Annotated in this window: 18 protein-coding genes; 11 read left to right on the forward strand and 7 right to left on the reverse strand. The window is 76.0% G+C overall.

The window, feature by feature from the left end:
* Positions 1-58: 58 nt before the first annotated feature.
* A complete protein-coding gene (locus tag FHU37_RS00060) occupies positions 59-5,233 on the reverse strand; it encodes an Lhr family ATP-dependent helicase (protein ID WP_179812190.1) in 5,175 nt (1,724 codons plus the stop codon).
* Between the two features lie 150 nt (positions 5,234-5,383).
* Here FHU37_RS00060 and FHU37_RS28790 point away from each other — a divergent pair, with 150 nt between their 5' ends.
* The 8 genes from FHU37_RS28790 to recX all read left to right on the forward strand — a co-directional run bounded on the left by FHU37_RS28790 (position 5,384) and on the right by recX (position 13,883).
* Entirely contained in the window at positions 5,384-7,186 is a 1,803-nt protein-coding gene (locus FHU37_RS28790) for a S8 family serine peptidase (protein WP_312892344.1), read from the forward strand.
* 536 nt (positions 7,187-7,722) lie between these two features.
* Positions 7,723-8,586 carry an AraC family transcriptional regulator gene (locus tag FHU37_RS00070; protein ID WP_179812192.1) on the forward strand — a complete coding sequence of 288 codons (864 nt, stop codon included), beginning with the start codon at positions 7,723-7,725 and terminating at the stop codon, positions 8,584-8,586.
* 118 nt (positions 8,587-8,704) lie between these two features.
* Positions 8,705-9,661: an AzlC family ABC transporter permease gene (locus tag FHU37_RS29480; protein WP_218903877.1), complete on the forward strand. Its 957-nt coding sequence runs from the start codon at positions 8,705-8,707 to the stop codon at positions 9,659-9,661.
* Positions 9,658-9,960 (forward strand): AzlD domain-containing protein, encoded by a 303-nt coding sequence (locus FHU37_RS00080; protein ID WP_179812193.1) that lies wholly within the window; start codon positions 9,658-9,660, stop codon positions 9,958-9,960. Before FHU37_RS29480 ends, FHU37_RS00080 begins: the two co-directional genes overlap by 4 nt.
* A 97-nt stretch (positions 9,961-10,057) precedes the next feature.
* On the forward strand, positions 10,058-10,252 hold the full coding sequence (locus FHU37_RS00085) for a DUF3046 domain-containing protein (RefSeq protein WP_179812194.1): 195 nt from the start codon (positions 10,058-10,060) through the stop codon (positions 10,250-10,252).
* Positions 10,253-10,288: 36 nt separating this feature from the next.
* Positions 10,289-11,614 carry an AI-2E family transporter gene (locus FHU37_RS00090; protein WP_376773866.1) on the forward strand — a complete coding sequence of 442 codons (1,326 nt, stop codon included), beginning with the start codon at positions 10,289-10,291 and terminating at the stop codon, positions 11,612-11,614.
* A 171-nt stretch (positions 11,615-11,785) separates the two neighbouring features.
* On the forward strand, positions 11,786-12,952 hold the full coding sequence (gene recA / locus FHU37_RS00095; RefSeq protein WP_179812195.1) for a recombinase RecA: 1,167 nt from the start codon (positions 11,786-11,788) through the stop codon (positions 12,950-12,952).
* Between the two features lie 4 nt (positions 12,953-12,956).
* On the forward strand, positions 12,957-13,883 hold the full coding sequence (gene recX, locus FHU37_RS00100; protein WP_376773867.1) for a recombination regulator RecX: 927 nt from the start codon (positions 12,957-12,959) through the stop codon (positions 13,881-13,883).
* A gap of 130 nt (positions 13,884-14,013) precedes the next feature.
* Here the strand turns inward: recX and FHU37_RS00105 are convergent, their stop codons facing one another.
* The 5 genes from FHU37_RS00105 to FHU37_RS00125 all read right to left on the reverse strand — a co-directional run bounded on the left by FHU37_RS00105 (position 14,014) and on the right by FHU37_RS00125 (position 20,253).
* Positions 14,014-16,089, reverse strand: coding sequence for an FAD-dependent monooxygenase (locus FHU37_RS00105; protein WP_179812196.1), 2,076 nt, complete (start codon positions 16,087-16,089; stop codon positions 14,014-14,016).
* A 453-nt stretch (positions 16,090-16,542) separates the two neighbouring features.
* On the reverse strand, positions 16,543-17,499 hold the full coding sequence (locus FHU37_RS00110; RefSeq protein ID WP_179812197.1) for an amino acid ABC transporter permease: 957 nt from the start codon (positions 17,497-17,499) through the stop codon (positions 16,543-16,545).
* A complete protein-coding gene (locus tag FHU37_RS00115; protein ID WP_179812198.1) occupies positions 17,496-18,140 on the reverse strand; it encodes an amino acid ABC transporter permease in 645 nt (214 codons plus the stop codon). The genes FHU37_RS00110 and FHU37_RS00115 overlap by 4 nt, the downstream gene beginning before the upstream one ends.
* A 153-nt stretch (positions 18,141-18,293) precedes the next feature.
* Positions 18,294-19,202, reverse strand: coding sequence for a glutamate ABC transporter substrate-binding protein (locus FHU37_RS00120; RefSeq protein ID WP_179812199.1), 909 nt, complete (start codon positions 19,200-19,202; stop codon positions 18,294-18,296).
* A gap of 310 nt (positions 19,203-19,512) precedes the next feature.
* Positions 19,513-20,253 (reverse strand): amino acid ABC transporter ATP-binding protein, encoded by a 741-nt coding sequence (locus FHU37_RS00125; protein ID WP_179812200.1) that lies wholly within the window; start codon positions 20,251-20,253, stop codon positions 19,513-19,515.
* A gap of 308 nt (positions 20,254-20,561) precedes the next feature.
* Between FHU37_RS00125 and FHU37_RS00130 the strand changes: the two genes are divergently transcribed.
* Both FHU37_RS00130 and FHU37_RS00135 read left to right on the forward strand, forming a co-directional pair.
* Positions 20,562-21,413 carry a response regulator transcription factor gene (locus tag FHU37_RS00130; protein ID WP_179812201.1) on the forward strand — a complete coding sequence of 284 codons (852 nt, stop codon included), beginning with the start codon at positions 20,562-20,564 and terminating at the stop codon, positions 21,411-21,413.
* 7 nt (positions 21,414-21,420) lie between these two features.
* On the forward strand, positions 21,421-23,046 hold the full coding sequence (locus FHU37_RS00135; protein WP_179812202.1) for a sensor histidine kinase: 1,626 nt from the start codon (positions 21,421-21,423) through the stop codon (positions 23,044-23,046).
* On the opposite strand, the gene FHU37_RS00140 is transcribed toward FHU37_RS00135, so the two are convergent.
* Positions 23,025-24,056, reverse strand: a complete 1,032-nt coding sequence (locus FHU37_RS00140; RefSeq protein ID WP_376774005.1) for a TAXI family TRAP transporter solute-binding subunit — start codon at positions 24,054-24,056, stop codon at positions 23,025-23,027. The two genes, FHU37_RS00135 and FHU37_RS00140, sit on opposite strands and share 22 nt — an antisense overlap.
* Positions 24,057-24,269: 213 nt before the next feature.
* Here FHU37_RS00140 and miaB point away from each other — a divergent pair, with 213 nt between their 5' ends.
* Complete coding sequence (miaB, locus tag FHU37_RS00145) at positions 24,270-25,769, forward strand: tRNA (N6-isopentenyl adenosine(37)-C2)-methylthiotransferase MiaB (RefSeq protein ID WP_179812204.1); 1,500 nt, start codon at positions 24,270-24,272, stop codon at positions 25,767-25,769.
* Positions 25,770-25,789 lie beyond the last annotated feature (20 nt).

Below are 25,789 nucleotides of genomic sequence, written 5' to 3' on the forward strand. Positions count from 1 at the left end.
GCCTGCCGGCGGCGGGCACGGCCGGCCCGCTGCCCGCCGCCCGCCGCCGCCCCGGCCCTCAGCGCATCCGCAGGCCGCGCGGGGTGGCGGTGAAGCCGGCGTCCTCCAGGAGCCGGCCCAGCGGCGCGGTGAGCGCCGGCTCGCCGTTGATCCGCTCCACCAGGACCCGGCCCAGCGCCCCCTGACGGGCCGCGTCGGCCAGCGCCCGCGCGGCGGCCTCCAGCCGCTGCTCCGGGTGCGGCCACACCAGCAGCGACTTGCCGCCCCGCTCCACGTACAGCACCAGTTCGCCGGCGACCTGGACCACCAGCGCCCCGGCCTTGCGCCCCGGCCGGTGGGTGGTGCCCTCCGGCGCCTCCGGCCAGGGCAGGGCGCCGCCGTAGGCGTTCGCCGGGTCCGCGGCGGCGAGCACCAGGGCGCCGCCGCCGCGCGCGGCCGAGTGCCCGGGACCCCCGGGGAAGCCGGCCGGCCCCGGGAAGCCGTCGGCGCCGCCGGCCTCCGCGTCCGGGCCCCCGGCGACGCGCTCCGCCGCCGTCTGCACCGCGCGCAGCCGGTCCACCGCGCCCTCGGTGGCGAACTGCGCCCCACCCAGGCCCTCCACGACGTAGCCGCGGCGGGCCCGCCCGGTCTCCTCGAAGGCCGAGAGCACCCGGTAGGCGGCGGCGAACCCGCCCGGCACCTGCTCGGCGACGACGGCGCCCCGGGTCACCACGCCGTGCCGGTCGAGCAGCGTCTCCGCCAGGGCGTGGGCCCGCAGCGTGTGCTCGGCCTCGCGGGGCGGCAGCAGGGACCAGCGGCCGGCCACCGCCGGCGGGCCGCCGCGGGAGCCCGCCGGGCCGGCGCCCGCCGCCCCGGACGCGCCGAGCCCCCGGCCGGCGGCCCGGCCCAGCCCGCCGTAGCGTCCGCGCGGCGTGGCCCGGCGGGCCCGGTGGGCGGTGGCCCCCGTGGTGCGCCCCGAGCCCATGAGAGCCCGCAGCGGGGTGAGGGTGTCGTTGGTGAGGTAGCCGGCCCAGGCCAGGTCCCACAGCGCCTCGACAAGTTCGGCCTCCGACGGCGCCGCGGCCGGGCCGCCGGGGCCCGTCGCGCCGTCCGGTCCGGGGACCGGGGGCGCCCCGGGAGGGCCGGAGGGCGCGCCGGTCGCCCACTCGACCGCCACGGCCTGGGCGATCTGCCGGAAGAACAGCCCGTAGCCGGGCGCCAGCGCCCGCAGCACCGCGGCGTGCACCGGGCCGAGCTGGAGCGGCAGCGGCTCGGTGGGCAGCAGCAGCGGCGCCGCGTCCGCCGTGTACAGCGCCACCCAGCCGTCCTTGCCGGGCAGCGCGCCGGCGCCGGCCCAGAGCACCTCGCCGGCGGCGGTCAGCTCGTCCAGCATGGCCGGGGAGTAGTCCGCGACGCGCGCCGGCAGCACCAGCTTCTCCAGCGCGGAGGCCGGAACCGCCGAGCCCTGCAACTGCTCGACGGCCCGCAGCAGCCCGTCCGCGCCGCGCAGCCGCCCCGCCGCCCTGGCGGAGACGTGCTGCCACTGCGGCAGGAAGGCGGCCAGCGCGGTGGGCGCCACCGGCTCCAGTTCCTGGCGCAGGGTGGCCAGGGAGCGGCGACGCAGCCGGCGCAGCACCTGGGCGTCGCACCACTCGGTGCCGGTGCCGCCTGGCCGGAACTCGCCCTCCACCACGCGCCCGGCGGCCGCCAGCCGGCTCAGGGCGCCGGTGACCACGGCGGGGCCGAGGCCGAAGGCGGCGGCCGCCGCCTGGGCGGTGAACGGGCCGTGGGTGCGGGCCCAGCGGGAGAGCAGGTCGCCCAGCGGGTCGCGGACCGGTTCGGTGAACGCCTCCGGCACGCCGACCGGCAGCGGGGTGCCGAGGGCGTCGCGCAGCCGCCCGGCGTCCTCCACGGCGGCCCAGTGCGCCCGGCCGGCGATCCGCACCTGGATCACCCGGCGGGCGCGCCGCAGCTCCTCGGCCCATTCCAGCCGCCCGCCGCGCGCCCGCAGGGCGTCGTCGTCCAGCGGGCCGAGCATCCGCAGCAGGTCGGCGACGCCCTCGGCGTCGCGCGCCGCGCGGTCGGGGGTGAGCCGTTGCAGCTCCTCCTCCAGTTCGGCCAGCGCCTGCGGGTCGAGCAGCTCCCGCAGCTCCGCCTGGCCGAGCAGCTCGGAGAGCAGCCGGGAGTCCAGCGAGAGCGCGGCGGCCCGGCGCTCGGCCAGCGGGGAGTCCCCCTCGTAGAGGAACTGGGCGACGTAGCCGAACAGCAGCGAACGGGCGAACGGGGACGGCTCGGGGGTGGTGACCTCCACCACCCGCACCGCCCGCGAACGGATGTCGCCCATGAGCTCGACGAGGCCGGGCACGTCGAAGACGTCCTGGAGGCACTCGCGGACGGTCTCCAGCACGATCGGGAAGGAGCCGAAGTCGGCGGCCACCTGGAGCAGCTGGGCGGCGCGCTGCCGCTGCTGCCACAGCGGGGTGCGGCGCCCGGGGGTGCGGCGGGGGAGCAGCAGGGCGCGGGCGGCGCACTCCCGGAACCGGGCGGCGAACAGCGCCGAGCCGCCGACGTGCTCGGTGACCAGCGGCTCGATCTCCTCGGGCGGGAAGACCGCGTCGTCTGCGCCCAGCGGGGGAGTGTCCGGGTCCGGGGAGGCCGGGGCGAGGGGCGGTGGCGCGGCCGGGCGGACGGACGCGGCCGGGGGCGCCGGTAGGTCGAGGCCGGTGAAGCCGGTCAGCACGTCGAAGTCGTCGGCGTCCGATCCGTCGGCGTGCGCGGGCGCGGTGCGGGCGGTGCCCTCGGGGCCGCCCGCCGCCGTGACCGCGGCGCCCCAGTCGGCCGGGTCCCAGCCGGGGGCGTCCCAGGCGAGCAGGTCCGAGTCCGGCAGCCGGAGCACGATGCCGTCGTCGCCGTGCATCACCTGGGCGTCGTAGCCGAACCGCTCGCTGAGCCGGGCGCCGAGCGCCAGCGCCCAGGGCGCGTGCACCTGGGCGCCGAACGGGGAGTGCACGACCACCCGCCAGTCCCCGAGCTCGTCGCGGAACCGCTCCACCACGATGGTGCGGTCGTCCGGCAGGTGCCCGGTGGCCTCGCGCTGCTCGGCCAGGTAGGAGAGCAGGTTGTCGGTGGCCCAGGCGTCCAAGCCGGCCTCGGCCAGCCGGGCCCGCGCGGCCGGCTCGTCCAGCGCGCCGACCTCGCGGACGAACGCGCCGACCGCCCGGCCCAGTTCCAGCGGGCGCCCCAGCGCGTCGCCGTGCCAGAACGGCAGCTTCCCGGGGACGCCGGGGGCCGGGGAGACCACGACCTTGTCCCGGGTGATGTCCTCGATCCGCCACGAGGTGGTGCCGAGGGTGAAGACGTCGCCCACCCGGGACTCGTACACCATCTCCTCGTCCAGCTCGCCGACCCGACGGCCCGCCCCCTCCCCGGCCAGGAAGACGCCGAACAGGCCGCGGTCGGGGATGGTGCCGCCGGAGGTGACCGCCAGCCGCTGGGCCCCGGGGCGGCCGGAGACGGTGCCGGCGACCCGGTCCCAGACGATCCGGGGCCGCAGCTCGGCGAAGGCGTCCGAGGGGTAGCGGCCGGCCAGCATGTCCAGCACCGACTCGAACGCCGAGGCCGGCAGCGAGGCGAACGGCGCCGCGCCGCGCACCACGGCCAGCAGCTCCTCGACGTCCCAGGTGTCCATCGCCACCATCGCGACGATCTGCTGCGCCAGCACGTCGAGCGGATTGCGCGGGACGCGCAGCTCCTCGATCAGGCCGGCCCGCATCCGCTCGGTGACCACCGCGGCCTGCAGCAGGTCGCCCCGGTACTTCGGGAACACCATGCCTCGGGAGACCGCGCCCACCTGGTGCCCGGCCCGGCCGACGCGCTGCAGGCCGGAGGCCACCGAGGGCGGCGACTCGACCTGGACGACCAGGTCCACCGCGCCCATGTCGATGCCCAGCTCCAGGCTGGAGGTGGCCACCACGGCGGGCAGCCGCCCCGCCTTCAGCGCCTCCTCCACCTCGGCGCGCTGCTCCCGGGAGACCGAGCCGTGGTGCGCCCGGGCCAGCACCGCGGGGGCGCCCCGGGCCGCGCCGGCCTGGGCCATCATCTCCGCCGGGGTCCGCCAGGAGATCCGCGGCCGCTCGGGCTCCGCCGCGCCGCGGCGGGACGCGGCGGCGGCCAGCTGCGCCCCGTCGGGGTCGGCCGCGTCGAGGTCCGGCCCGTAGGCGTCCGCCGCGTCGAGGTCCGCCCCGTCCGGCGCGGCGCCGGCGAGCTGCTCGGCGGCGATCTCGTTCAACCGGTTGCACAGCCGCTCGGCGAGCCGCCGGGAGTTGGCGAACACGATCGTGGAGCGGTGCTCCTCGATCAGACCGGCGATCCGCTCCTCGACGTGCGGCCAGATCGAGGCCCGGCGTTCCGGCGAGTCCCCCGCGCCCCCGCCCCCGTCGCCCACCGCCCCGGCGGCCTGGGCGGCCGGGGAGCCGCCCAGCTCGCCGAGGTCGCGGACCGGGACGACCACCGACAGGTCGAACTCCTTCTGCGAGGGCGGCTGCACCACCTCGGCCCCCCGGTGCGGGGAGAGGTAACGCGCCACCTCGGTGGCCGGGCGGACCGTGGCGGACAGCCCGATCCGCCGGGCCGGCCGCTCCAGCAGCCGGTCCAGCCGCTCCAGGCTGAGCGCCAGGTGCGCCCCGCGCTTGGTGCCCGCCACCGCGTGCACCTCGTCCACGATCACCGTCTCCACCCCGGTCAGCGCCTCCCGCGCGGCCGAGGTGAGCAGCAGGAACAGCGACTCCGGGGTGGTGATCAGGATGTCCGGGGGGTGGGTGACGAAGCGCCGCCGGTCCGCCGCCGGGGTGTCCCCGGAGCGGATCTGCACGGAGACCTCGGGCTCCGGCAGCCCCATCCGCAGCGCCGTCTGCCGCATCCCGGCCAGCGGCCCGCGCAGGTTCCGCTCCACGTCCACGGCCAGCGCCTTCAGCGGCGAGACGTAGAGCACCCGGCAGCGGCGGCGCGGATCGGCCGGCGGGGGCTGGGTGGCCAGCCGGTCCAGGGCGGACAGGAACGCCGCGAGCGTCTTGCCGGACCCGGTGGGGGCCACCACCAGCACGTCGCTGCCGCCGGCCAGCGCCCGCCACGCGCCGCGCTGCGCCGCCGTGGGCCCCTCGAACGCGGCGTGGAACCAGTGCCGGGCCACGTCGGAGAAGCCGACGAGGGGGTCCTCGGGGGAGTCCGGTCGCTCGGGGGTGGTGCGGGGTGACATCCCTCCATGGTGCGCCCCGGCACCGACAAGCGGGCCGGCCGGGCCGGCCGGGGCGGATGCCGAGCCACACCCATGGGCCAACCATTCGTGCCGTTTGTCCATTTTTGTCCATATGGTGTGAGGGCGGCGGCACGCCGGGTGACCACCCGCGTGCCGAAGCCCGCGCACGCGCGCGACGAGCACCGCCCCGCGCGCCCGCCGACCACGCTGGAGGACCAGGTGCAGCACAGGGAACGCGAGGAGGGCGCCGCGGTGCTGCTGCGCACCCTCCTCGCCGTCCTGGCCTGCGCCGCCCTGCTCACCGGCTCCGCGCAACCCCAGAGCGAACCCGCCTACCTCAGCTACCTGGTGGTCACCGCCGGCACCACCCCCGCCGAACTGCGCCGCGCCGAGGCCGAGGTGGAGCGCGCCGGCGGCCGGGTCGGCGCCCGCTACCCGGAGTTCGGGGTGCTCACCGCCTACAGCGCCGCCCCCGGCTTCGCCGACGAACTGCGCCGCCGCGCCCCGGACACCCTCGTGGGCGCCACCCGCACCAGGCCGATGGCGCCGCCCACCCTCCCCGACGGGTCGGCCGACGGGGCGCCGATCGCGCACGTCGACTCCCCGCCCGGCCCGCTGCCCGCGCTCGGCTCGTTCGACGCGGCGCAGCCGGCGGCCGGGGCGGGGGCCGACCCCGCCCCCGGCCCGGCCGCCCCCACGTCCCCCACGCTCCCCACGGATTCCGCTCCCTCGGCGGCCTCCGCGGACTCCGACGAGGTGGCCCTCGTCCCCGACCCGCGCGAGGCGGGGCTGTGGAACATCGCCATGGTGGGCGGCGGCCGCCCCCCGGCAGACCCGGAGGCCCTGGCCGCCACCACCGTCGCGGTGCTCGACTCCGGGGTCGACGACATCCACCCCGACCTGCGCGGCGTGGTCGATCCGGCGCTCTCGGTGTCCTGCGGGGAGGGCTGGGCCGACACCTCCCCCGGCGCCTGGCGCCCCGACCCCCGGCTCCTCGACAGCGGCCACGGCACCCACGTCGCCGGCACCATCGCCGCCCGCGCCGACGGGAAGGGCGTCGTGGGCGTGGCCCCGGGCGTGCGGGTCGCCGCCGTCCGGCTGCTCGGCTCCGCCGGCCAGTACTACGCGGAGAACATCGTCTGCGGCTTCGCCTGGGTCGCCCGGCACCACATCCCGGTGGTCAACGACAGCTACTTCGCCGACCCCTGGAAGTACAACTGCCCGCACGACCCCGACCAGGCCGCCGTCATCGCCGCCGTCGGCCGCGCCGTGCGCTTCGCCCAGGACAGCGGGGCCCTGGTCATCGCCAGCGCCGGCAACGACGGCCAGGACCTGCGCGCCGCGCGACTCGACGACCGCAGCCCCAACGACCGGCTCCCCGGCACCGAGGTCACCCCCCGCCTGCTCGGAACGGAGTGTGTCCGGCTGCCCGGCGAGCTGCCCGGGGTCGTCCGGGTCGCCGCCGTGGACCGGCTCGGCCGGGCGACCGCCTACTCCAACCACGGCATGGACGCCGTGGAGGTCGCCGCGCCCGGCGGCACCCCGGGCGCCGGGCCGGACGGCGCCATCGTCTCCGCCTGGCCGGGCGGACGCTGGGCCGCCCTGGCCGGCACCTCGATGTCCGCGGCGCACGTCAGCGCGGCGGCGGCGCTCCAGGCGGCCGCCCATCCGCAGGCGGACCCGGCCGAGAGGCGCGCCATGCTGCTGGAGGCCGCCCGGCCCCCCTCCTGCGCCAAGGCCGCCTCCTCCACCCCCGCCGGCACCCGACCGGCCCCGGCCGCCCCACCCCAGGCCCCACCCCAGGCCCCACCCCCCGGCGCGGCCGACCCAGCCGGCACCCCCACCTCCACCCCCACGGACGGCGCCTCGGAGAGGGCCGACGGCGCTCCGGCCGTGCGCACCGGCTGCCTGCTCGACGCCTCCTACGGCCGGGGCGTGGTGCGCGTCGGCTAGGGCCCGGGCGCGTCGGTCACCGCCCAGGTGTGCCGGCCGGTGCCGAGGTGTGGGGAGGGGCGCGGAAGTTATCCACAGGCTGGAAATGGGGGGATGCCCTCCGTGATCGCCGCATGGGATCCTGAAACAGGGGGTCCCCCCAGAACATCCGGATGAGTGGGGGCGAGGAATGGCATGCTCCTGACCGTCCACCCCCGGCCCTCATCCAACGCGCCCATCCCGCCGCGTCCCACCACACCTGTCCATCCCCGCACCTGTCCATCCCCGGGTCCCACCCCGCCTGCCAATCCCTGGGCCCCCGCCACGCGCCCCTCCCCGCGCCCCACCCCCCGCGCCCCACCCCCCGCGCCCCATCTCACCGCGTCCCCCTCCAAGCGCCCCACCCACCCCCACGCCCACCCCCACGCCCATCGCCGCGTCCACGGAGCGGACCGGCTCGCCTGGCGTGCACACGTGCGTCGTAGCGTCGGGGAGAAACCCCCGGACCCGCCCGGGGGACCCCGAACCGACTCGATCCGGACGAAAGGGCCGCGACCATGGACACCGCCAGGCACCCCAGCCCCACGCCGGCGGCCGACTACGCCCGCCACTACCGGCACCCGGTGGTGCCCGGCGTGGACCTCCTGGACGCCCACTACGTCCGGCACGCCTTCTCCCGGCACACACACCCCACCTACACCATCGCGGTGATCCAGAGCGGCATCGAGGAGTGGCACTACCCGGGCGGACGGGAGCGCGCCGGTGCCGGCGAGGTCCCCCTCCTCGAACCCGACATCGTGCACACCGGGCACGCCGCCACTCCCGACGGCTGGCGCTACCGGGTCCTCTACCCCTCCGTGGAACTGGTCGGCGCCGTCGCCGGGGAACTCGGCATGCCGCCCGGCACCACCACCTTCGGGGTCCGTGTCGCCCGCGAGGGCACCCTGGCCCGGCTGCTCCTCGCCGCCCACCACGCCGCCGACCACCACGACCCGCTCACCGCCGACACCGCCCTGCGCACCGCCCTCGCCCAGGTGCTCCTGCACCACGCGCGGCAGCGCCCCCGGCACCGCCCCGTCGCCGAGGGGCCGGGCACGGTGCGGCGCGCCGCCGAACTCCTCCAGCACCGCATGCGCACCCCGCCCACCCTGGAGCAGCTCGCCGCCGAACTCGGCACCCGCCCCTTCCCGCTGCTGCGGGCCTTCCGGCGGGAACACGGACTGCCGCCGCACGCCTGGCTCAACCAGGCCCGGGTGCGCCAGGCGCGCCGGCTGCTCGACCAGGGGGTCCGCCCGGCCGACGTGGCGGCGGCCGTCGGCTTCGCCGACCAGTCCCACCTGACCCGCCACTTCCGTCGTGCCGTCGGCGTCGGACCGGGCGCCTACCAGCGCGAACGCACCCGCCCCGGCCGCGACCGCTGAGCGTCCCGCCCCCGGCGCGGGCCGGGGCCTCCGGCCGGCCGGGCGGGACGGCGGCCGGCGGCCCGGGGCGCAGGAACGTACAAGACCCCGGCGCAGCGGGCCGCATAGCGTCCCCGGCATGGCCGACACCAACCACTCCACCGCCTCGGTGGTCCGCGACGCCCTCGGGGTCAGCGTCGTCGGGTTCTCCGGCTTCGCCTTCGGCGTCACCGCGGCGGCGGCCGGGTTCAGCACCGCACAGACCTGCGCCCTCAGCCTGCTCATGTTCACCGGCGCCTCGCAGTACGCGTTCGTCGCCGCCGTCGCCGCGGGAGCCACCCCGCTCGCCGCCGTCTCCGGGGCCCTGGTCCTGGGCCTGCGCAACGCCTTCTACGGGATCCGGCTCGGGCCGCACCTGCGCGTCCCCCGGCCGCTGCGCCCGCTCGCCGCGCAGCTCGTGATCGACGAGACCGCCGCCGTCGCCCTCGCCCAGCGCGACGTCCGCTCCGCCCGGCTCGGCTTCCTGACCACCGGCATCGCCCTGTTCGTGCTGTGGAACGCCACCACCGTGCTCGGCGCGTTCGGCGGCTCCGCCGTCGCGGACCCGGCCCGCTGGGGCCTGGACGCGCTCGGCCCGGCGGTCTTCCTCGCCCTGCTGGTCGGCATGGTGCGCGGGCTGCGCGCCCCGGAGCGCGCCGCCGGGACCGCCGAGACCACCAAGACCGCCGAGGGCACCGAGGGCGCGGAAGCGGTCGGGGCCGCCGGTGCCACGGGGGCACGTGACGCCGGGAAGGACGCCGGGGCCGGTCCGGAGGGCGGACCCACCCCCGGCACGGCCCGGCTGACCGCGCTGCTCGCCGCCGTCGCCTCCCTGGTCGCCGTGCCGCTGCTGCCGCTCGGGCTGCCGGTGCTGGTGGGGGCCGCCGCGATCCCCCTGGCGCTGTTCGTCGAACGCCGCCGGCGCAGAGGCGCCCCCCGGCCCACCACGGCCGACCCGACCACCCCGGATACGACCCCGGATCCGACCACCCCCGACCCGTCCCGGATCGCGGCCGCCGCCGACGATCCCGAGTCCGTGAGGAGCCACGGCCGGTGAACACCTGGACCGCCCTGCTGCTCGCCGCCGCCGGCTGCTACGCCATCAAGCTGCTCGGCCTGACCGTGCCGGAGCGCGTCCTGCGGCATCCCGCGCTGCGGAGCACCGCCGGCCTGCTGCCGATCGCGCTGCTCGCCTCGCTCACCGCCGTCCAGACCCTCAGCGACGGTCCGGAACTGGTCCTGGACGCCGACGCCCCCGCGCTCGCCGCCGCCGGGGTGGCCCTGTGGCTGCGCGCCCCGTTCCTGGTCGTGCTGCTGGTCGCCGCCGCCACCTCCGCGCTGCTGCGCTCGCTGTGAGTCGCCCGGGGCGGGGCGAGGGTGCCCACCGGTGAACGCCGCACCGGCCATACTGGGGGACCACCTTCCGCCCGCCTCGGGCCCCTGAGAGGACGCCGTGCGACTGACCGAATTCTGGCGACGGATGAACGAGCACTTCGGCGAGGCGTACGCCGACTCCTTCGCCCGGGACCACGTCATGACCGAACTGGGCGGTCGGACCGTCCACCAGGCGCTCGACGAGGGCTGGGAGGCCAAGGACGTCTGGCGCGCGGTCTGCGTGGCCATGGACGTCCCCGAGTCGGAGCGCTGAGGACGGCGGCACCCGCGACCGGGGAGACTTGTCCCCGTGCCTCGAACCGACACCTCCTCCTCCGCGGCCGACGACGCCCCCGGCGTGGCGCCGTCGGCCGCCGACGAACACGCCGACCCGCGGCGGTCGACGACCCCGCCGGGCCAGGTCCCCGCGCCCGGCGGGGCCAGCGCGCCGCCCCCGCCGCCCCCGCTCCACGGCCGCGCCCCCCGGCCCCGGATGCCCGGCTGGCTGCCGCGCGCGATGGTCCTCGCGCTCGTCCTGGTCGGCTGCTACCAGCTGACCAACTGGGCCTTCCACCAGCTGCTCGGCCTGCTCACCACGCTGCTGGTCTCGCTCTTCCTCTCCCTGGCCATCGAACCCGCGGTGGACCGCATGGCCGCGCTCGGCATGCGCCGCGGCGCCGCCACCGGCCTGGTGTTCGTCGTGCTGTTCCTCGCGACAGCCGGATTCGTCACGGCCGTCGGCTCGCTCCTGGTCGACCAGTTCGACACGCTGATCGGCAACCTGCCGGGCTACGTGGACGCGGTGACCACCTGGGTCAACGAGCAGTTCGGCACGGACGTCTCGGTGGACAGCCTGCTGGAGGGGCTGAGCGTCGACGCCAGCGCGCTGCAGGGCTACGCGCAGACCGTCGCCAACAACGCCTGGGGCGTCTCCGCCTCCGTGCTCGGCGGCGTCTTCCAGGTCTTCACCGTCAGCCTGTTCACCTTCTACCTGACGGCCGACGGCCCGCGGCTGCGCCGCACCGTCTGCTCGCTCTTCCCGCCCGCCCGACAGGCGGAGGTGCTCCGCGCCTGGGAGATCGCCATCGCCAAGACCGGCGGGTACCTGTACTCGCGCGGCCTGATGGCCATCGTCTCGGCGCTCGCCCACCTGGTGCTGATGGGTTTCCTGGACGTCCCCTACGCCCTGGCCCTGGCCATCTGGGTCGGCCTGGTCTCCCAGTTCATCCCCACCGTCGGCACCTACCTGGCGGGCGTGCTGCCCGTGCTGGTGGCCTTCACCGCGCAGCCGATCGACGCGCTGTGGGTGCTCGTCTTCATCGTGTCCTACCAGCAGTTCGAGAACTACGTGCTGCAGCCCCGGATCACGGCGCGCACGGTGGCCATCCACCCGGCGGTCGCCTTCGGCGCGGTGATCGCCGGCGCCGCCCTGCTCGGCCCCACCGGGGCGCTGATCGCCATCCCGGCCGCCGCCACCCTCCAGGGCTTCCTGAGCACCTACGTGCGGCGTTACGAGGTCGTCGACCCCCGGGCCGGCGGCGACGGCGCCGACGAGCGCGCGCCGCGGCGACCCGGCGCCGCCGTCCAGGCGCTGCGCCGGGCACGGGACTGGATCGCCGCGACACGCCGCCGGTGATCGACTTCGTTCCCCCGCACCCTCCGGAGTAGCATCGAACAGCCGTTCGGGTTGCGGGGAGCGTGGCTCCGAGTTATCCACAGCCCCTCGGCCGCCGCCACCACTTGTCGGTGGTGGCCGTTACCGTCGTAGACGATGAAACGCTCACCGCAACCCAGCAGGGTGGTACCCATGGCAACAACCGACCGCGAGAAGGCGCTCGACGCCGCGCTCGCCCAGATCGAGCGGCAGTTCGGCAAGGGCTCCGTCATGCGTCTCGGCGAGGGCGCCCGCGCGCCGGTCGAGGTCATCCCCACCGGTTCGACGGCACTCGACGTCGCCCTGGGCATCGGCGGCCTGCCCAAGGGCCGTGTGGTGGAGATCTACGGTCCGGAGAGCAGCGGCAAGACGACGGTGGCGCTGCACGCCGTGGCCAACGCCCAGCGGGCCGGCGGCATCGCCGCCTTCGTGGACGCCGAGCACGCGCTCGACCCGGAGTACGCCGCCAAGATCGGCGTGGACACCGACGCCCTGCTGGTCTCCCAGCCGGACACCGGCGAGCAGGCGCTGGAGATCACCGACATGCTGATCCGCTCCGGCGCGATCGACATCGTGGTGGTCGACTCCGTCGCGGCGCTGGTCCCGCGGGCGGAGATCGAGGGCGAGATGGGCGACTCCCACGTCGGCCTGCAGGCCCGGCTGATGAGCCAGGCCCTGCGCAAGATCACCGGCGCGCTGAACCAGTCCAAGACGACGGCCATCTTCATCAACCAGCTGCGCGAGAAGGTCGGCGTCATGTTCGGCTCGCCCGAGACGACGACGGGCGGTCGCGCGCTGAAGTTCTACGCCTCGGTCCGCCTGGACATCCGCCGGATCGAGACGCTCAAGGACGGCACCGAGGCGGTCGGCAACCGCACCCGGGTGAAGGTCGTCAAGAACAAGATGGCGGCCCCGTTCAAGCAGGCCGAGTTCGACGTCCTCTACGGCGTCGGCATCAGCCGCGAGGGCGGCCTGATCGACATGGGCGTGGAGCACGGCTTCATCCGCAAGTCCGGCGCCTGGTACACCTACGAGGGCGACCAGCTCGGCCAGGGCAAGGAGAACGCCCGCAACTTCCTGCGGGACAACCCCGACCTCGCCGACGAGATCGAGAAGAAGATCAAGGAGAAGCTGGGCATCGGCCCCCGGGTGGACGCCCCGGCCGAGGAGCCCGCCGCTGCCGCTCCCGCTTCCGCCGCCTCCACCACCCCGGCCGGCGCCGACGCCGCCAAGCTCGCCGTGACCGCGGCGAAGACGACCGCCGCGGCAGCCAAGGCCACCAAGGCGGCCCCGGCCAAGGTGCCGGCCGCCAAGGCCTGACGCCGTGCGGGCACGGCACGACGCCCCCGGCCCGGCCGCGGACCGGGAACCGGGGGAGTACCCGGACCCGGCCCCACGCCTGACCACGGACCCGGAGGCCGACGGAGCGGCCGAGTCGGCGTCGCCGGCGTGGGGGCCCAGGGACTGGTGCGCCAACGGGCTGGGTGGTGACCATCCGGCGCCGACGGCCCCGCGGCTCCCACCGGCGGTCGCCGGCGGCCACCCCGAGGAGCCGGGGGAGTGGTCGGAAGGAGAGTGGCCGGAAGCGGAGCGGGGCGCCCGGCGCGGCCGGCGGTCCCCGCGGGGTGCCGACGGGCGCGGCCCCGCAGGCGGGGCGGCCCCGCGAGGCGGTGGCCGTGGTGGCCCCGGGGCCACCGATCCGGCGGAGGAGGAGTCCGAGGCGCGGGATCCCGTGGAGCGGGCCAGGTCCATCTGCCTGCGGCTGCTCACCGGTGCCGCGCGCACCCGCCGCCAGCTCGCCGACGCCCTGAGCGAGCGCGGAATCCCCGAGGACGCGGCCGAGCAGGTGCTCTCCCGCTTCGAGGAGGTCGGGCTGATCGACGACGCCGCCTTCGCGGCGGCCTGGGTCGATTCCCGGCACGGCACCCGCGGCCTGTCCCGCCGTGCTCTCGCCCGCGAGCTGCGGGCCAAGGGCGTGGCGGGCGAGGTCGTGGAGTCGGCCGTGGAGCGGGTCGACACGGAGGCGGAGGAGGCCGCGGCCCGCGCCCTCGTCGAGCGGAGGATGCGGGCCACCCGTGGCCTGGACGGGCGGGTGCGGACCAGGCGGCTGGTCGGCATGCTCGCCCGGCGCGGCTACCCGGAGGGCCTGGCGTTCCGGGTGGTCCGGCAGGCCCTGGAGACCGAGGGCGAGGAGGCCGAGGGCGAGGAGGAGCACCTCGGCTCCGGCCCGTGGGAGTGGCAGGACGGCTGAGCGTTCCCGCACGCCGCGCCGGTCACGGCACCGGTCACGCCGCCGCACACGCGCAACGGCGGACGCTCGACGCGCGGGCCCCAGGCGCGCACGACGTGCACGGCACGGCCGTCCGGCGGTGCGCCGGCCGTCAGCGGTGGGTCGCCACCGGGCCCGGGCGGTCGTCGCTCGCGCCGGGCCGCCGTCCCGCCGCGCCGGTCCGCGCCCCGGTGGCGGGTGCCATGGCGGCACCGGCCGGTCCGCGGGTGCCACGGGCGCGCCGGTCGGCGCCGGAGGCGGCCGTGCCGGTGGGCGCGCCGTCGGCCGGCGAGCCGCCGCGGACCGCCTCCACCCAGGCGCGCAGTTCCTCCGGCCGGCATCCGGGCATGGCCGCGGCCAGGTGCCCGTCCGGCCGGATGAGCAGCACGCTGTGCGCGGGCGCCTGCAGGTAACGCTCGGTGACCAGGAGCTCGGCGGGCACGGGCAGCGCCCGGGTGGCCGCGGACAGCTCCGGCATCATTCCCGCGTGCAGCCAGTGCTCGCTGGGCCACACCTCCGTCCCCGGGGCCACCAGCAGCACCACCAGTCCCCACCCGAGGCGGGCGGTGAGCCGGTGGCGGCCGCCGGCCATGTCCGTGACCGGCACGTCCTCCACCCGGCAGCCCGGGGCGGTGCCGTAGCGCTCGGCGATGGCGCGCAACGCCGCCGCTGAGGCGCGCCCGCCGCGTCCCCGCTGGCCCGAACGGTTGCGGCTCCCGCCCGACCTGCCCTGCCCCTCCGGGCCGATGGCCGGGGGCAGGGCGTGGGTGAGCGGCGAGACGAGGTAGGCCGGGGGTTCGCCGAGCGGCCCGGCGCCGAGGTGGGCGGCGGAGAGCAGCGGGGCGTGCCGGCGGGTGGAGCCGTAGAGCAGGGCCCGCCGGGCCGCCTGGAGCCGGTTGCGCGGCCGCAGCAGGGGAAGCGCCTGGTCGGCCGCGCGCAGCCGCGCGCCGACGCTGCCCCGCCGTTCGATCTGGTAGCTGTCCAGCAGGCCGGGCCCGGCCTGGCCGTGCCAGGCGAGGGAGAGCTTCCAGGCCAGGTTCTCCGCGTCGCGCAGGCCCTCGTCCACGCTCTGGGTGCCCAGGGCGCCCAGCAGGTGGGCGGCGTCCCCGGCGAGGAAGGCGCGCCCCACCCGCCAGGTGCGGGCCAGGCGCTGGTGGACGACGTACTGCGAGGCTCCCAGCAGCTCGTAGCGGGGGACGCCCCCGCACCAGGCCTCCAGGGCGCCGCGCAGCCGGGGCAGGAGTTCGTCGGCCGGCATCGGTGCCTGCTGGGGGGAGCGGCGGTCGACCGGGGTGTCGCCGGAGCCGCCGGGGAGCCGCCAGTCGATCCGCCAGATGCCGTCCGGCAGCGGGCGCGCGGTGACCTCCTGCTCCGCCCGGTGCCACGGGGGGCGCAGTTGGAGGCGGGCCTCACCGTCGAAGGGCAGGGCGGCCCGGATGGTGGCGACCGCGTGGCGGTCCACCGCCGTGCGTCCGGGGAACCGGACGCGCAGCAGCTTGCGGACGGCGGACAGGGCGCCGTCGCACCCCACCAGGTAGCTGCCGCGCCACCAGGTGGCCTCCGCCCCGCCGGGTCCCGGGCCGCCCGCCCCGCCGGCGCGGGCCGGACCGGCGCCCTCGGGCGCGTCGTCGGCGGGCACGGTGCGGACGCTGACGCCCGTGTCGTCCTGCTGGACGCCGTCCACCCGGACCCCCTGGACGATCCGCACCAGGGGGGTGGCGGTGACGGCGTCGCGCAGTCCGCGTTGCAGGCGGTGCTGCTCCAGGTGCAGCACGGTGGCCGGCCCCTCCGGGAGGCGCAGCCCGCCGGCGCGGACGGGCGGCGTGCGGGGGGCGAGCGCGGCGGAGTCCGTGCGGCGGGCCGGCGCCCGGCCGGTGGTGGCCGCGGGCACCGGGAGGTCGGGCTGTCCGCCGCCGGTCATGGGCATGGCACAGGGGAGTTCGAGCAGTTCCCGGCGCCGGTCGAGGGTGCGCCACAGGTGCCAGCCGGCGCCGTCGCCGACCACCCGGCGGTAGCCGAGGCCGCCGAGGAACGCGGTGGTGTCCGGACGCAGCACGGTGGTGCGGGTGGTCTCCGGGCTGATGCCGCCCCCGGCGTCGAGCACCAGCACCGGGACGTCGTTGCCGGCCAGGGCGAGCGCGAGCGCGAGACCCACGGGGCCTGCACCGACGACGATCACCGGATCCATGACGGACCTCGCTCCTGTGCGCTGGGACGGGCCTGGCGTGCACGACGGGCATTCCGTGCACGGTGGTGCGCATCGCGGCCGGCACCGCCGGTCGGGCCACCGCGGCGGCCCGCGCCGGGTGGCACCCTGCGCGATTACTCCGAGTATGCAACAGACTGGCGAGGTGTCACGTCAAGCGAAAGCAGGTGCACAGCCACGGTAACCGGGTTCCGGAGCACGCGCGGGGGCGTGCGCCGGATCGGCTGCGCGGGTGTGCGCCGTCAGGGTACGCGTCCGGAGGCGTCGCGTGGGGTGGGACCTCCGGATCCGGCCGGTGGTTGACGCACCGCCAGTTCGCCGGGGCCGCGCCGGGAAACGCCGTGGGGCGCGCGGCGTTCGCCGCACGCCCCACGAGGCGGGCCCGGTGTGCCGACGGCCGCGTCGAGCGGTGGGCGGACCGGGCGGGGAGGCGGCCTACTGGCCGCCGCCGGAGGCCGAGGCGTCGCCGCCCAGGGAGCCGCCGTCCACCTTGGCGTCCTGGACGTCCGTGGACGTCACCGCGCCGGCGACCAGCAGCGGGGTCTGCGCCATGTCGTTCTCCGCGCCGGCGCCGGTCGGGCCCGGACGGCCGGCCAGCCGCGGGTTGCGCCGCCCGCGCCGTTCCAGCCAGGTGGCCAGCGCGGACAGCGCCATGCACAGGCCGATGTAGATCGGCGCGATCACCAGCACCACCGGGATGTACGGGTAGCCGGAGGAGTTCGAGGCGATCAGCCGGCCGACGTAGAGCAGCTCCTCGTAGGTGATGATGAAGCCCAGCGAGGTGTCCTTCAGGGTCACCACCAGCTGGCTGATGATCGTCGGCAGCATGGACCGCACGGCCTGCGGCAGCAGCACGGTCATCATCACCTGGCTCTTGCGCAGTCCCAGCGCGTACGCGGCCTCCCGCTGGCCGCGGGGCACCGCGTTGATGCCGGCGCGGATGACCTCCGCCTGGACCGCCCCGTTGTACAGGGTCAGGCCGATCACCAGCGCCCACAGCGGGGTGGCGGTGAAGAAGGCCAGGTACAGGGCGAAGATCATCACCAGCAGCGGCATGGCGCGGAAGAACTCCACGACCGCCGCGCAGGGCAGCCGCACCCAGGCGTGGTCCGACAGCCGGCCGATGGCCAGCGCCGCGCCCAGCACCAGCGAGAACAGGCCGGCCAGGGCGAACGCCTGCAGGGTGGCGAGCACGCCGCCCAGGATGCGCTCCTGGATCTCCACGTACTGGAACGGCTCCCACAGCCGCGCGGCGAACTGGCCGGTGGAGTCCAGCCGCCAGATCACCCCGACCACCAGGGCGACCAGCGCCACCCCGGTCACCACGCTGATCACCCGGTTGCGCAGCCGGGCCCGGGGGCCGGGCGCGTCGTACAGCACGCTGGAACTCATCGGGCCACCGCCAGTCGGTTCTCCAGGAAGCGGAACAGGGTGATGAGCACGCCGGACATCACCAGGTAGCAGACGGCCACCCAGAAGAACAGCCACCAGATGCTGTAGCCGTCCTCGTTGAGCTGCCGGGTGACGCTGAACAGCTCGAAGACGCTGAACGCGCCGGCGATCGAGCTGTTCCTGGTGAGCGCGATCAGCAGCGAGCCGATCGGCGGGACGACCGTGCGGAACGCCTGCGGCAGCACCACCTGGGTGAGGGTCTGGGTGAAGGTCATGCCGAGGCTGCGCGCCGCCTCGGCCTGGCCGAGCGGCACCGTGTTGATGCCGGACCGCACGGCCTCACAGACGAACGCCGAGGTGTAGAAGCCCAGCGCGAGGATGGCGAGGGTGTAGAAGGAGAGGCTCACGCCGAGCCGGGGCAGGGCGAAGACGGCGATGAAGAACAGCAGCGTCAACGGGGTGTTGCGGAGCACCGTCACCCACGCCGTGCCGAAGGCGCGCAGCGGCGGTACCGGGGAGACCCGGAAGCCGGCGATCACTACGCCGAGCGCCAGGGCGAGCAGGCCGCTGACGACCGTCAGCGACAGTGTTCCGAGGAATCCACGCCGGAACACGTCGAGATTGTCCAGCAGAACGTCCAAGGCAATACCTCATCAGTCAAGGATTGCCGCCTGGGTGACGACAGGGGGAGGGCGGGGAGGGCGGGCGGGCGCGGCGACCCACGGCCGCGCGGGGGACGTGCCGGGCACGCCTGCCGGCCGGCCCCGGCGGGCGGGGCCGGCCGACGGGGTGCGTCAGTAGCGGTCCAGCGCCGGCGGCTCCGGCGCCTCGGCGCCGCCGAGGCCGAGGGTGGCGTCGAAGGCGGCCTTCCAGTTGCCGTTGTCCATGTGCTCCTGGAGGGCGTCGTTGACCGCCTCGCGCAGGGCGTCGTCGCCCTTGGGCAGGCCCACGCCGTAGGGCTCCTCGGAGAACGGCTCGCCGACGACCTTCAGCTGGCCCTGGTTCTGCGAGGCGTAGCCGTTGAGGATCGCGTCGTCCGTGGTCACCGCGTCCACCTGGCCGCTGATCAGGTTCTCCACGCACTGCGCGTAGCCGTCGTAGGCCACCAGCTCGGCGCCGTAGTCGCCGTCCTGCATGCGCTGCAGCGGGGTGGAGCCGCTGACCGAGCAGACCCGCTTGCCCTCCAGCGTCTCCGGGCCGGTGATGTCGGAGTCGCTGGTCACCAGCAGGCTCTGGCCGGCGATGAAGTACGGGCCGGCGAAGTCGACCAGTTCCTTGCGCTTGTCGTTGATCGTGTAGGTGCCGACGTAGTAGTCCACCTGGCCGCCGGACAGCGCCGTCTCACGGTTCGCCGAGGCGATCGTGGTGAACTCGATCTGCTCCTCGCTGAAGCCCAGGGAGGCGGCGATCATCTTGGCGATCTCGATGTCGAAACCGGAGTACTCGTTGGTCGCCACGTTCTGGAAGCCCAGGCCCGGCTGGTCGGCCTTGACGCCGATCTGGATCGTGCCGGCGTCGTGCGCCTCCTGCCAGGTGGGGGAGTCGATCTGCACGTCGGTGGCGACCTCGTAGGTCGGCAGCGCCGGCGCGGTCTCGGTGCCCTCTCCGGCGGTGGTGTCCTCCGGGGAGCCCTCGCGCCCACAGGCGGTGGCGCTCAGGGCGAGCACGGCGAGGCACGCGACAGCGGTCTTGCGGAATTTCATGGCCATCCCCATATCACTGGTCCGGTGAGGGTGCATCGGACGGTACGTCTACGACTGCGGGTGTGCGTCCCGCGGGTGCCGCGGGGCCACGGGTACTGCTTCAGGTGCGAACGGCTACGCTACGGCCGCCACCACGGCCACAGGGCCGTATCCGGTGGGACGCCCCTTCCCGTGCGGGCGCCCGGGCGGACCCGGCGGACGGTGGCGGGTCCGTGCGGGAGCGGAGGACGGGCGGCGGTCGGGGCGGCGACTCCGGCGCCCTTCCCTCGCCGGTGACGCCTGGCCCGCCTCCGCGCCGGCCCTGCGTTCCTCAGTGCTTGAGGATCTTGGAGAGGAAGTCCTTGGCGCGGTCGCTGCGGGGGTTGGAGAAGAACTCCTTCGGCGACGCCTCCTCGACGATGCGCCCGTCCGCCATGAACACCACGCGGTTGGCCGCGGAGCGGGCGAAGCCCATCTCGTGGGTCACCACGACCATCGTCATGCCGTCGGCGGCGAGCTGGCGCATCACCTCCAGCACCTCGTTGATCATCTCCGGGTCGAGGGCGGAGGTCGGCTCGTCGAAGAGCATCACCTTCGGGTCCATCGCCAGCGCCCGGGCGATCGCCACGCGCTGCTGCTGACCGCCGGACAGCTGCGCCGGGTACTTCTGGGCCTGGGAGGCCACGCCCACCCGCTCCAGCAGCTCCATCGCCCGCCGCTCCGCGTCCGCCTTGGCGACCCGCCGCACCTTGCGCTGCCCGAGGGTGACGTTCTCCAGCACCGTCTTGTGCGCGAACAGGTTGAACGACTGGAACACCATGCCCACGTCCGCGCGCAGCCGGGCCAGCGCCCGGCCCTCCTGGGGCAGCTCCCGGCCCTCGATCGTGATCCGGCCGGAATCGATCGTCTCCAGCCGGTTGATCGTGCGGCACAGTGTCGACTTGCCAGACCCGGACGGGCCGATCACGACGACGACCTCGCCACTGGCGATGGACAGGTCGATGTCCTGGAGCACGTGCAGGTCACCGAAGTGCTTGTTCACGCTCTCCAGTGCGACGAGGGTCTGGCTCATGTCAGCTCCGGCGGCAGGTCGACAGGTCGGCAGGTGGGGCGGGCCCCGGACGCCGCCCGGACACGGGCTGCCCGGGCACGATGTCCGGTGACCATATGAGCCATCGTGCCCAGACGCATCGAATCTGAGGATCACTTGAGGTACCGGATGGGTAACGCTTGTTCCCTCCGGGCCCCTCGCCGGGTGACCATCGGGGTGTCGTCGGGTTGAACGGGAGACGGACGGCACCGCTCGCGCACCGGGGCACGAGCGCCGGGAGGGAGCCGCGGGCCAGGCCGAACGGGGGGAAAGGGAGATCGAGGAGGACGGTGCAGCTGCTACTCGTGGAGGACGACGACCACGTGGCCTCCGCACTGGTCACCGTGCTCAACCGGCACCACATGGCCGTGCGGCACGTGCGCAACGGCGAGGACGCCCTCGAACGCCTGACCCAGGCCGGCCCGGACGCCTTCGACGCGGTGCTGCTGGACGTGGGGCTGCCGCAGCAGGACGGCTTCCGGGTCTGCCGCCGGATCCGCTCGCACAGCGCCACGCTCCCGATCATCATGGTCACCGCCCGTGGCGACATCCGGGACCGGGTGCACGGGCTGGACCTGGGCGCCGACGACTACATCGTCAAGCCGTTCGACATGACCGAGCTGATCGCCCGCATCCTGGCCGTCGTCCGGCGCACCAACCGCCCCCCGCACCAGTCCCGCCCGGCCGGCGCCGCGGGCGCCACCGAGCCCGGCCGCGCCGGCTCGGCAGCCGCCACGGCGCCCGGCGAGCCGGCCGCCACCCACCCGGCGCCCGGTGCTCCCGAGGCGCACCCGGCCACCGCCGGCGCCCGCCGGATCGGCCCCATCGAGATCGACGCCGACGCCCGCCGGGTCCGCGTCCGGGGCAGCGAGGTCTCGCTCACCCGCAAGGAGTTCGACCTCCTGGCGCTGCTCGCCGAGCGGCCCGGGGTGGTCTGCCGGCGCCAGCAGATCCTCAGCGAGGTGTGGGAGAGCAGCTACGACGGGCTCGCCCGCAGCCTGGAGGTGCACGTCGCCTCGCTGCGCGCCAAGCTCGCCCTGCCCGACGCCATCGAGACCGTCCGTGGCATCGGGTACCGGCTGACCGCCGGCACGTCGGACGAACCGGCCGCCGACCCGCCCACCGGCCCGCCCGGGCGGTGAGGCGCCGTTGCGCGTCCGTCTCCTCGGCCTGCTCATCTTCCTGATGGCCTGCGTGCTGCTCGCGCTCGGCGTGCCGCTCGCGGCCAGCCAGGCCGCCGCCCAGCAGCAGCGCGTCGTCGTCGACCGGCTCGACGACACCGCGCGCTTCGCCGGCCTCGCGCTGTACAGCGTGCCCGCCGCCAAGGCCGGCGACGTCGGGCGGTGGCCGGCCACCGGCTCCACCGACCCGGACGGCACCGGCGCGATGGAGGGCACCGACGACCAGGACGCCGCCCGCCGCATCGCCACCCTCCGCGACGAGCTGCGCCGGTACGGTGAGCTCTACGGCATCCGGGCCGGCATCTTCGACCGCAACCAGCAGCCCGTGGCGATCTCCGACGACGGCTACCGGGTCTCCGACGACCCCCTGGTGCAGCGCGCCTTCGGCGAGGCGCTCTCCGGCCGCCGCAGCCACGACCCGCCCCAGGTGTGGCCCTGGCAGGACGACTACCTCGTGGTCGCCTCGCCCGTCGTCCGGGACGGCGACGTGGTGGCCGTCGTCCTCACCGAGTCCCCGACCGACGGCATGCGCGCCCGGGTCCGGGACGGCTGGCTGGTGCTCGCCGCCGGCGAGAGCGTCGCCATGCTCGCCGCCGTGGCCCTCGCCGTGCAGCTCACCCGCTGGGTGCTCCGCCCGGTGCGGGTCCTGGACGCCACCGCCCACCGCATCGCCACCGGACGGTTCGCCGCGCGCGTCCCGCCCTCCGGCGGCCCGCCGGAGCTGCGCCGCCTCACCCGCGCCTTCAACGAGATGGCCGACCACGTCGAGGACGCCTTCGAACGCCAGCGCGCCTTCGTCGCCGACGCCTCCCACCAGCTGCGCAACCCGCTCGCCGCGCTGATGCTGCGGATAGAGGTCCTCGGCATGGACCTGCCGCCGCACAGCGAGGAGGAGTTCGCCAAGGTCCGCGAGGAGTACCGCCGGCTGGCCCGGGTGGTCGACGACATCCTCGGGCTGGCCACCGCCGAGGGCTCCACCCGCCCGCTGCGCCCCACCGACGTCGCCGAGCTGGTCGCCGAGCGCCTGCACGCCTGGGAACCCGCCGCCGCCGACGCCCGGGTGCGCCTGCTGCCGCACCCCCCGGAGCCGGCGGCCGGCGCGGCGGCGCCGGACGACGCGGGGCCGGTGCCGCCGGCGCTGCTGGACGCCGTGGCCTTCGGCAGCGCCCTGGACGCGGTGCTGGACAACGCCGTCAAGTACACCCCGGCCGGCTCCGAGGTCCGGGTGTGGGTGGACGCCCGGGACGGCCGGGTCCGGGTCACCGTCGCCGACAGCGGCCCCGGCCTGTCCGAGGAGGAGATCGGCCGCGCCGGCGACCGCTTCTGGCGCAGCCCCCGCCACCAGAACACCGACGGCTCCGGCCTCGGGCTCTCCATCGCCCGCGCCCTGCTGGTCGGCTGCGGCGGCGGCCTCGACGTCACCCACAACACCCCGCACGGCCTGCGGGTCACCCTGTGGGCCCCGCGCGCCGAACGCCCGGTTAAGCGGCGCCCGCCCGCACCCGTCCCGCCGCCGGCGCCCGCCCCCGGGCTCCCCGCCGAGCCCGCCGGCGCCGCGCCGGAGCGGGGCGATCAGGGCTTGACCGACCGGTAGTAGTCCTGGGCGCCGGTGTGCAGCGCCAGCGGATGGGTGTAGATGGCCGTGCGCAGGTCCACCAGCTGCGCGGAGTGCACCTCCTCGCCGATCCGGTCCCGGCTGTCCATCACCACCCGGGTCGCCGCCTCCGCCAGCCGCCGCTCCAGCCCCTCGTTGCACACCAGCAGGTTGGGCACCGCGATGGTCGGCACGGCCGCCGGCACCTCCCGGCTGCCGCGCACCCGGTACGTCCCCGCCGGCACCGTGGAGACCCGGTAGGCGCGCAGCGGCTGGGCGTGGCAGGCGTCCGCCGGCGCGGGCAGCTGGTGCAGCGTCTCCGCCAGCCCGTCCAGCGGCACCAGCCGCACCGGGAACGGCCGCACCCCCTCCACCGACGGCTCCACCAGCTCGCTGACCGCCCTGGTCGGCAGGCCCCCCGACCAGAAGAAGGCGTCCAGCCGCTCCGCGGCGTCCGCGCCGTCCCCGCGCAGCAGGGCCGGCGCCCGGTCGATGGAGACCGCCACCGCCTCGAAGTCCACGTCGGGCACCAGCTCGGCCGCCTTCAGCAGCCGCCGGGTCACCAGCTCCACCCCCGACTTCGGCTGCCCGATCCCGACCCGCAGCCCGCGCAGGTCCCAGATCGTGCGCACCGGCGAGTTCCGCGGCACCACCAGCTGGATGTAGTCGTCGTACAGCCGCGCCACCGCCCGCAGCCGGTCCTGCCCCTCTCCGCAGTAGTCGGCCACCGCGTCCGCCGCGACGAACCCCAGGTCCGCCTCGCCCGTGGCCAGCCGCCGCAGGTTCTCCACCGACCCCTGCGAGGGCGCCAGCTCCACCCGCACGTCCGGCAGGTCGTGGCGGAACGCCTTCAGCAACTGCTCCGCGTACATGTGGTAGACGCCGGTCGGCACCCCCGTGGTGAACCGCAGCCGCCCCGACGGACCACCGCCCGCCGCCAACGCCGACAGCTGCCACGCCCCCACCGCCGTCGCCCCGGCCAGCCCGGCCGCGCCGCCCCACCGCAGCACCGCCCGCCGGGACGGCCGCCGCCCGGCCGCGCCGTCCCGCTCCCGGCCGTCGTGCGCCCCGCGCCCGGCACCGCCTCCGCTCTCCGCCACGCCCCCGATCCTCCCACCGCCCCCACCCCCCTGCCCAGGCGTCTTCGGGCGCCGACCGCCGACGGGGGAGGGCCCCGCCACCCCGGGCCCCCACGCCCCCGCAGCGCGTAGGCTAGACGGGCGATGAACGAGCACAGTGAGCGGACGTATGAGGTGCGCACCCACGGGTGCCAGATGAACGTGCACGACTCCGAGCGGCTGGCCGGGCTGCTGGAGGGTGCCGGCTACCGGCGCGCCCCCAAGGGGGAGCAGGCCGACGTGGTCGTGTTCAACACCTGCGCGGTGCGGGAGAACGCCGACAACAAGCTGTACGGCAACCTCGGGCAGCTCGCCCCGAAGAAGGCCGCTCGCCCGGGCATGCAGATCGCCGTCGGCGGCTGCCTGGCGCAGAAGGACCGGGACACCATCGTCCGCCGCGCCCCCTGGGTGGACGTCGTGTTCGGCACGCACAACATCGGCTCGCTGCCGACGCTGCTGGAGCGCGCCCGCGTCCAGCAGGAGGCGCAGGTGGAGATCCTGGAGTCGCTGGAGCGCTTCCCCTCCACGCTGCCCACCCGCCGCGAGTCCGCCTACGCCGCCTGGGTGTCGATCTCCGTCGGCTGCAACAACACGTGCACGTTCTGCATCGTCCCGGCGCTGCGCGGCAAGGAGAAGGACCGCCGGCCCGGCGACATCCTGGCCGAGATCGAGGCGCTGGTCGCCGAGGGCGTCATCGAGATCACCCTGCTCGGCCAGAACGTCAACGCCTACGGCTCCGACATCGGCGACCGCGAGGCGTTCTCCAAGCTGCTGCGCGCCTGCGGGGCGATCGAGGGGCTGGAGCGGGTCCGCTTCACCTCCCCGCACCCGCGCGACTTCACCGACGACGTCATCGCCGCCATGGCCGAGACCCCGAACGTCATGCCGCAGCTGCACATGCCGCTGCAGTCGGGTTCGGACACGATCCTGAAAGCCATGCGCCGCTCCTACCGCCAGGAGCGTTACCTCGGCATCATCGAGAAGGTGCGGGCGGCGATGCCGCACGCGGCCATCTCGACCGACATCATCGTCGGGTTCCCCGGCGAGACCGAGGAGGACTTCGAGCAGACCCTGCACGTCGTCCGCGAGGCCCGTTTCGCGAACGCCTTCACCTTCCAGTACTCCAAGCGCCCCGGCACCCCGGCCGCCGAGATGGACGGCCAGGTCCCGAAGGCCGTGGTCCAGGAGCGCTACGACCGTCTGATCGCCCTCCAGGAGGAGATCTCCTGGGAGGAGAACATCAAGCAGGTGGGCCGTACGGTCGAGGTCCTGGTGGCCGAGGGCGAGGGTCGCAAGGACGACCAGACCGCCCGGCTGTCCGGTCGGGCTCCCGACAACCGGCTCGTGCACTTCGCTCCGCCCGCCACCGGTCCGGCCCCCCGGCCCGGTGACACGGCGACCGTCACCATCAGCTACGCCGCACCGCACCACCTGCTCGCCGAGGCGCCGGCGGCCGGCGTCCGCCGGACCCGCGCCGGTGACGCCTGGGAACGGCGGAACACCACGCCGCCGGCCCAGCCCGGGGTGATGCTGGGCATGCCGTCGATCGGCGCGCCCGCGCCCACCCCGGCGCCGGCTTCGGCCTCCGGCTGCGGCTGCGACTAGCCCGGGCCCGGCCCGGGCGG

The sequence above is a fragment of the Allostreptomyces psammosilenae genome (assembly GCF_013407765.1).
Taxonomy (GTDB): domain Bacteria; phylum Actinomycetota; class Actinomycetes; order Streptomycetales; family Streptomycetaceae; genus Allostreptomyces; species Allostreptomyces psammosilenae.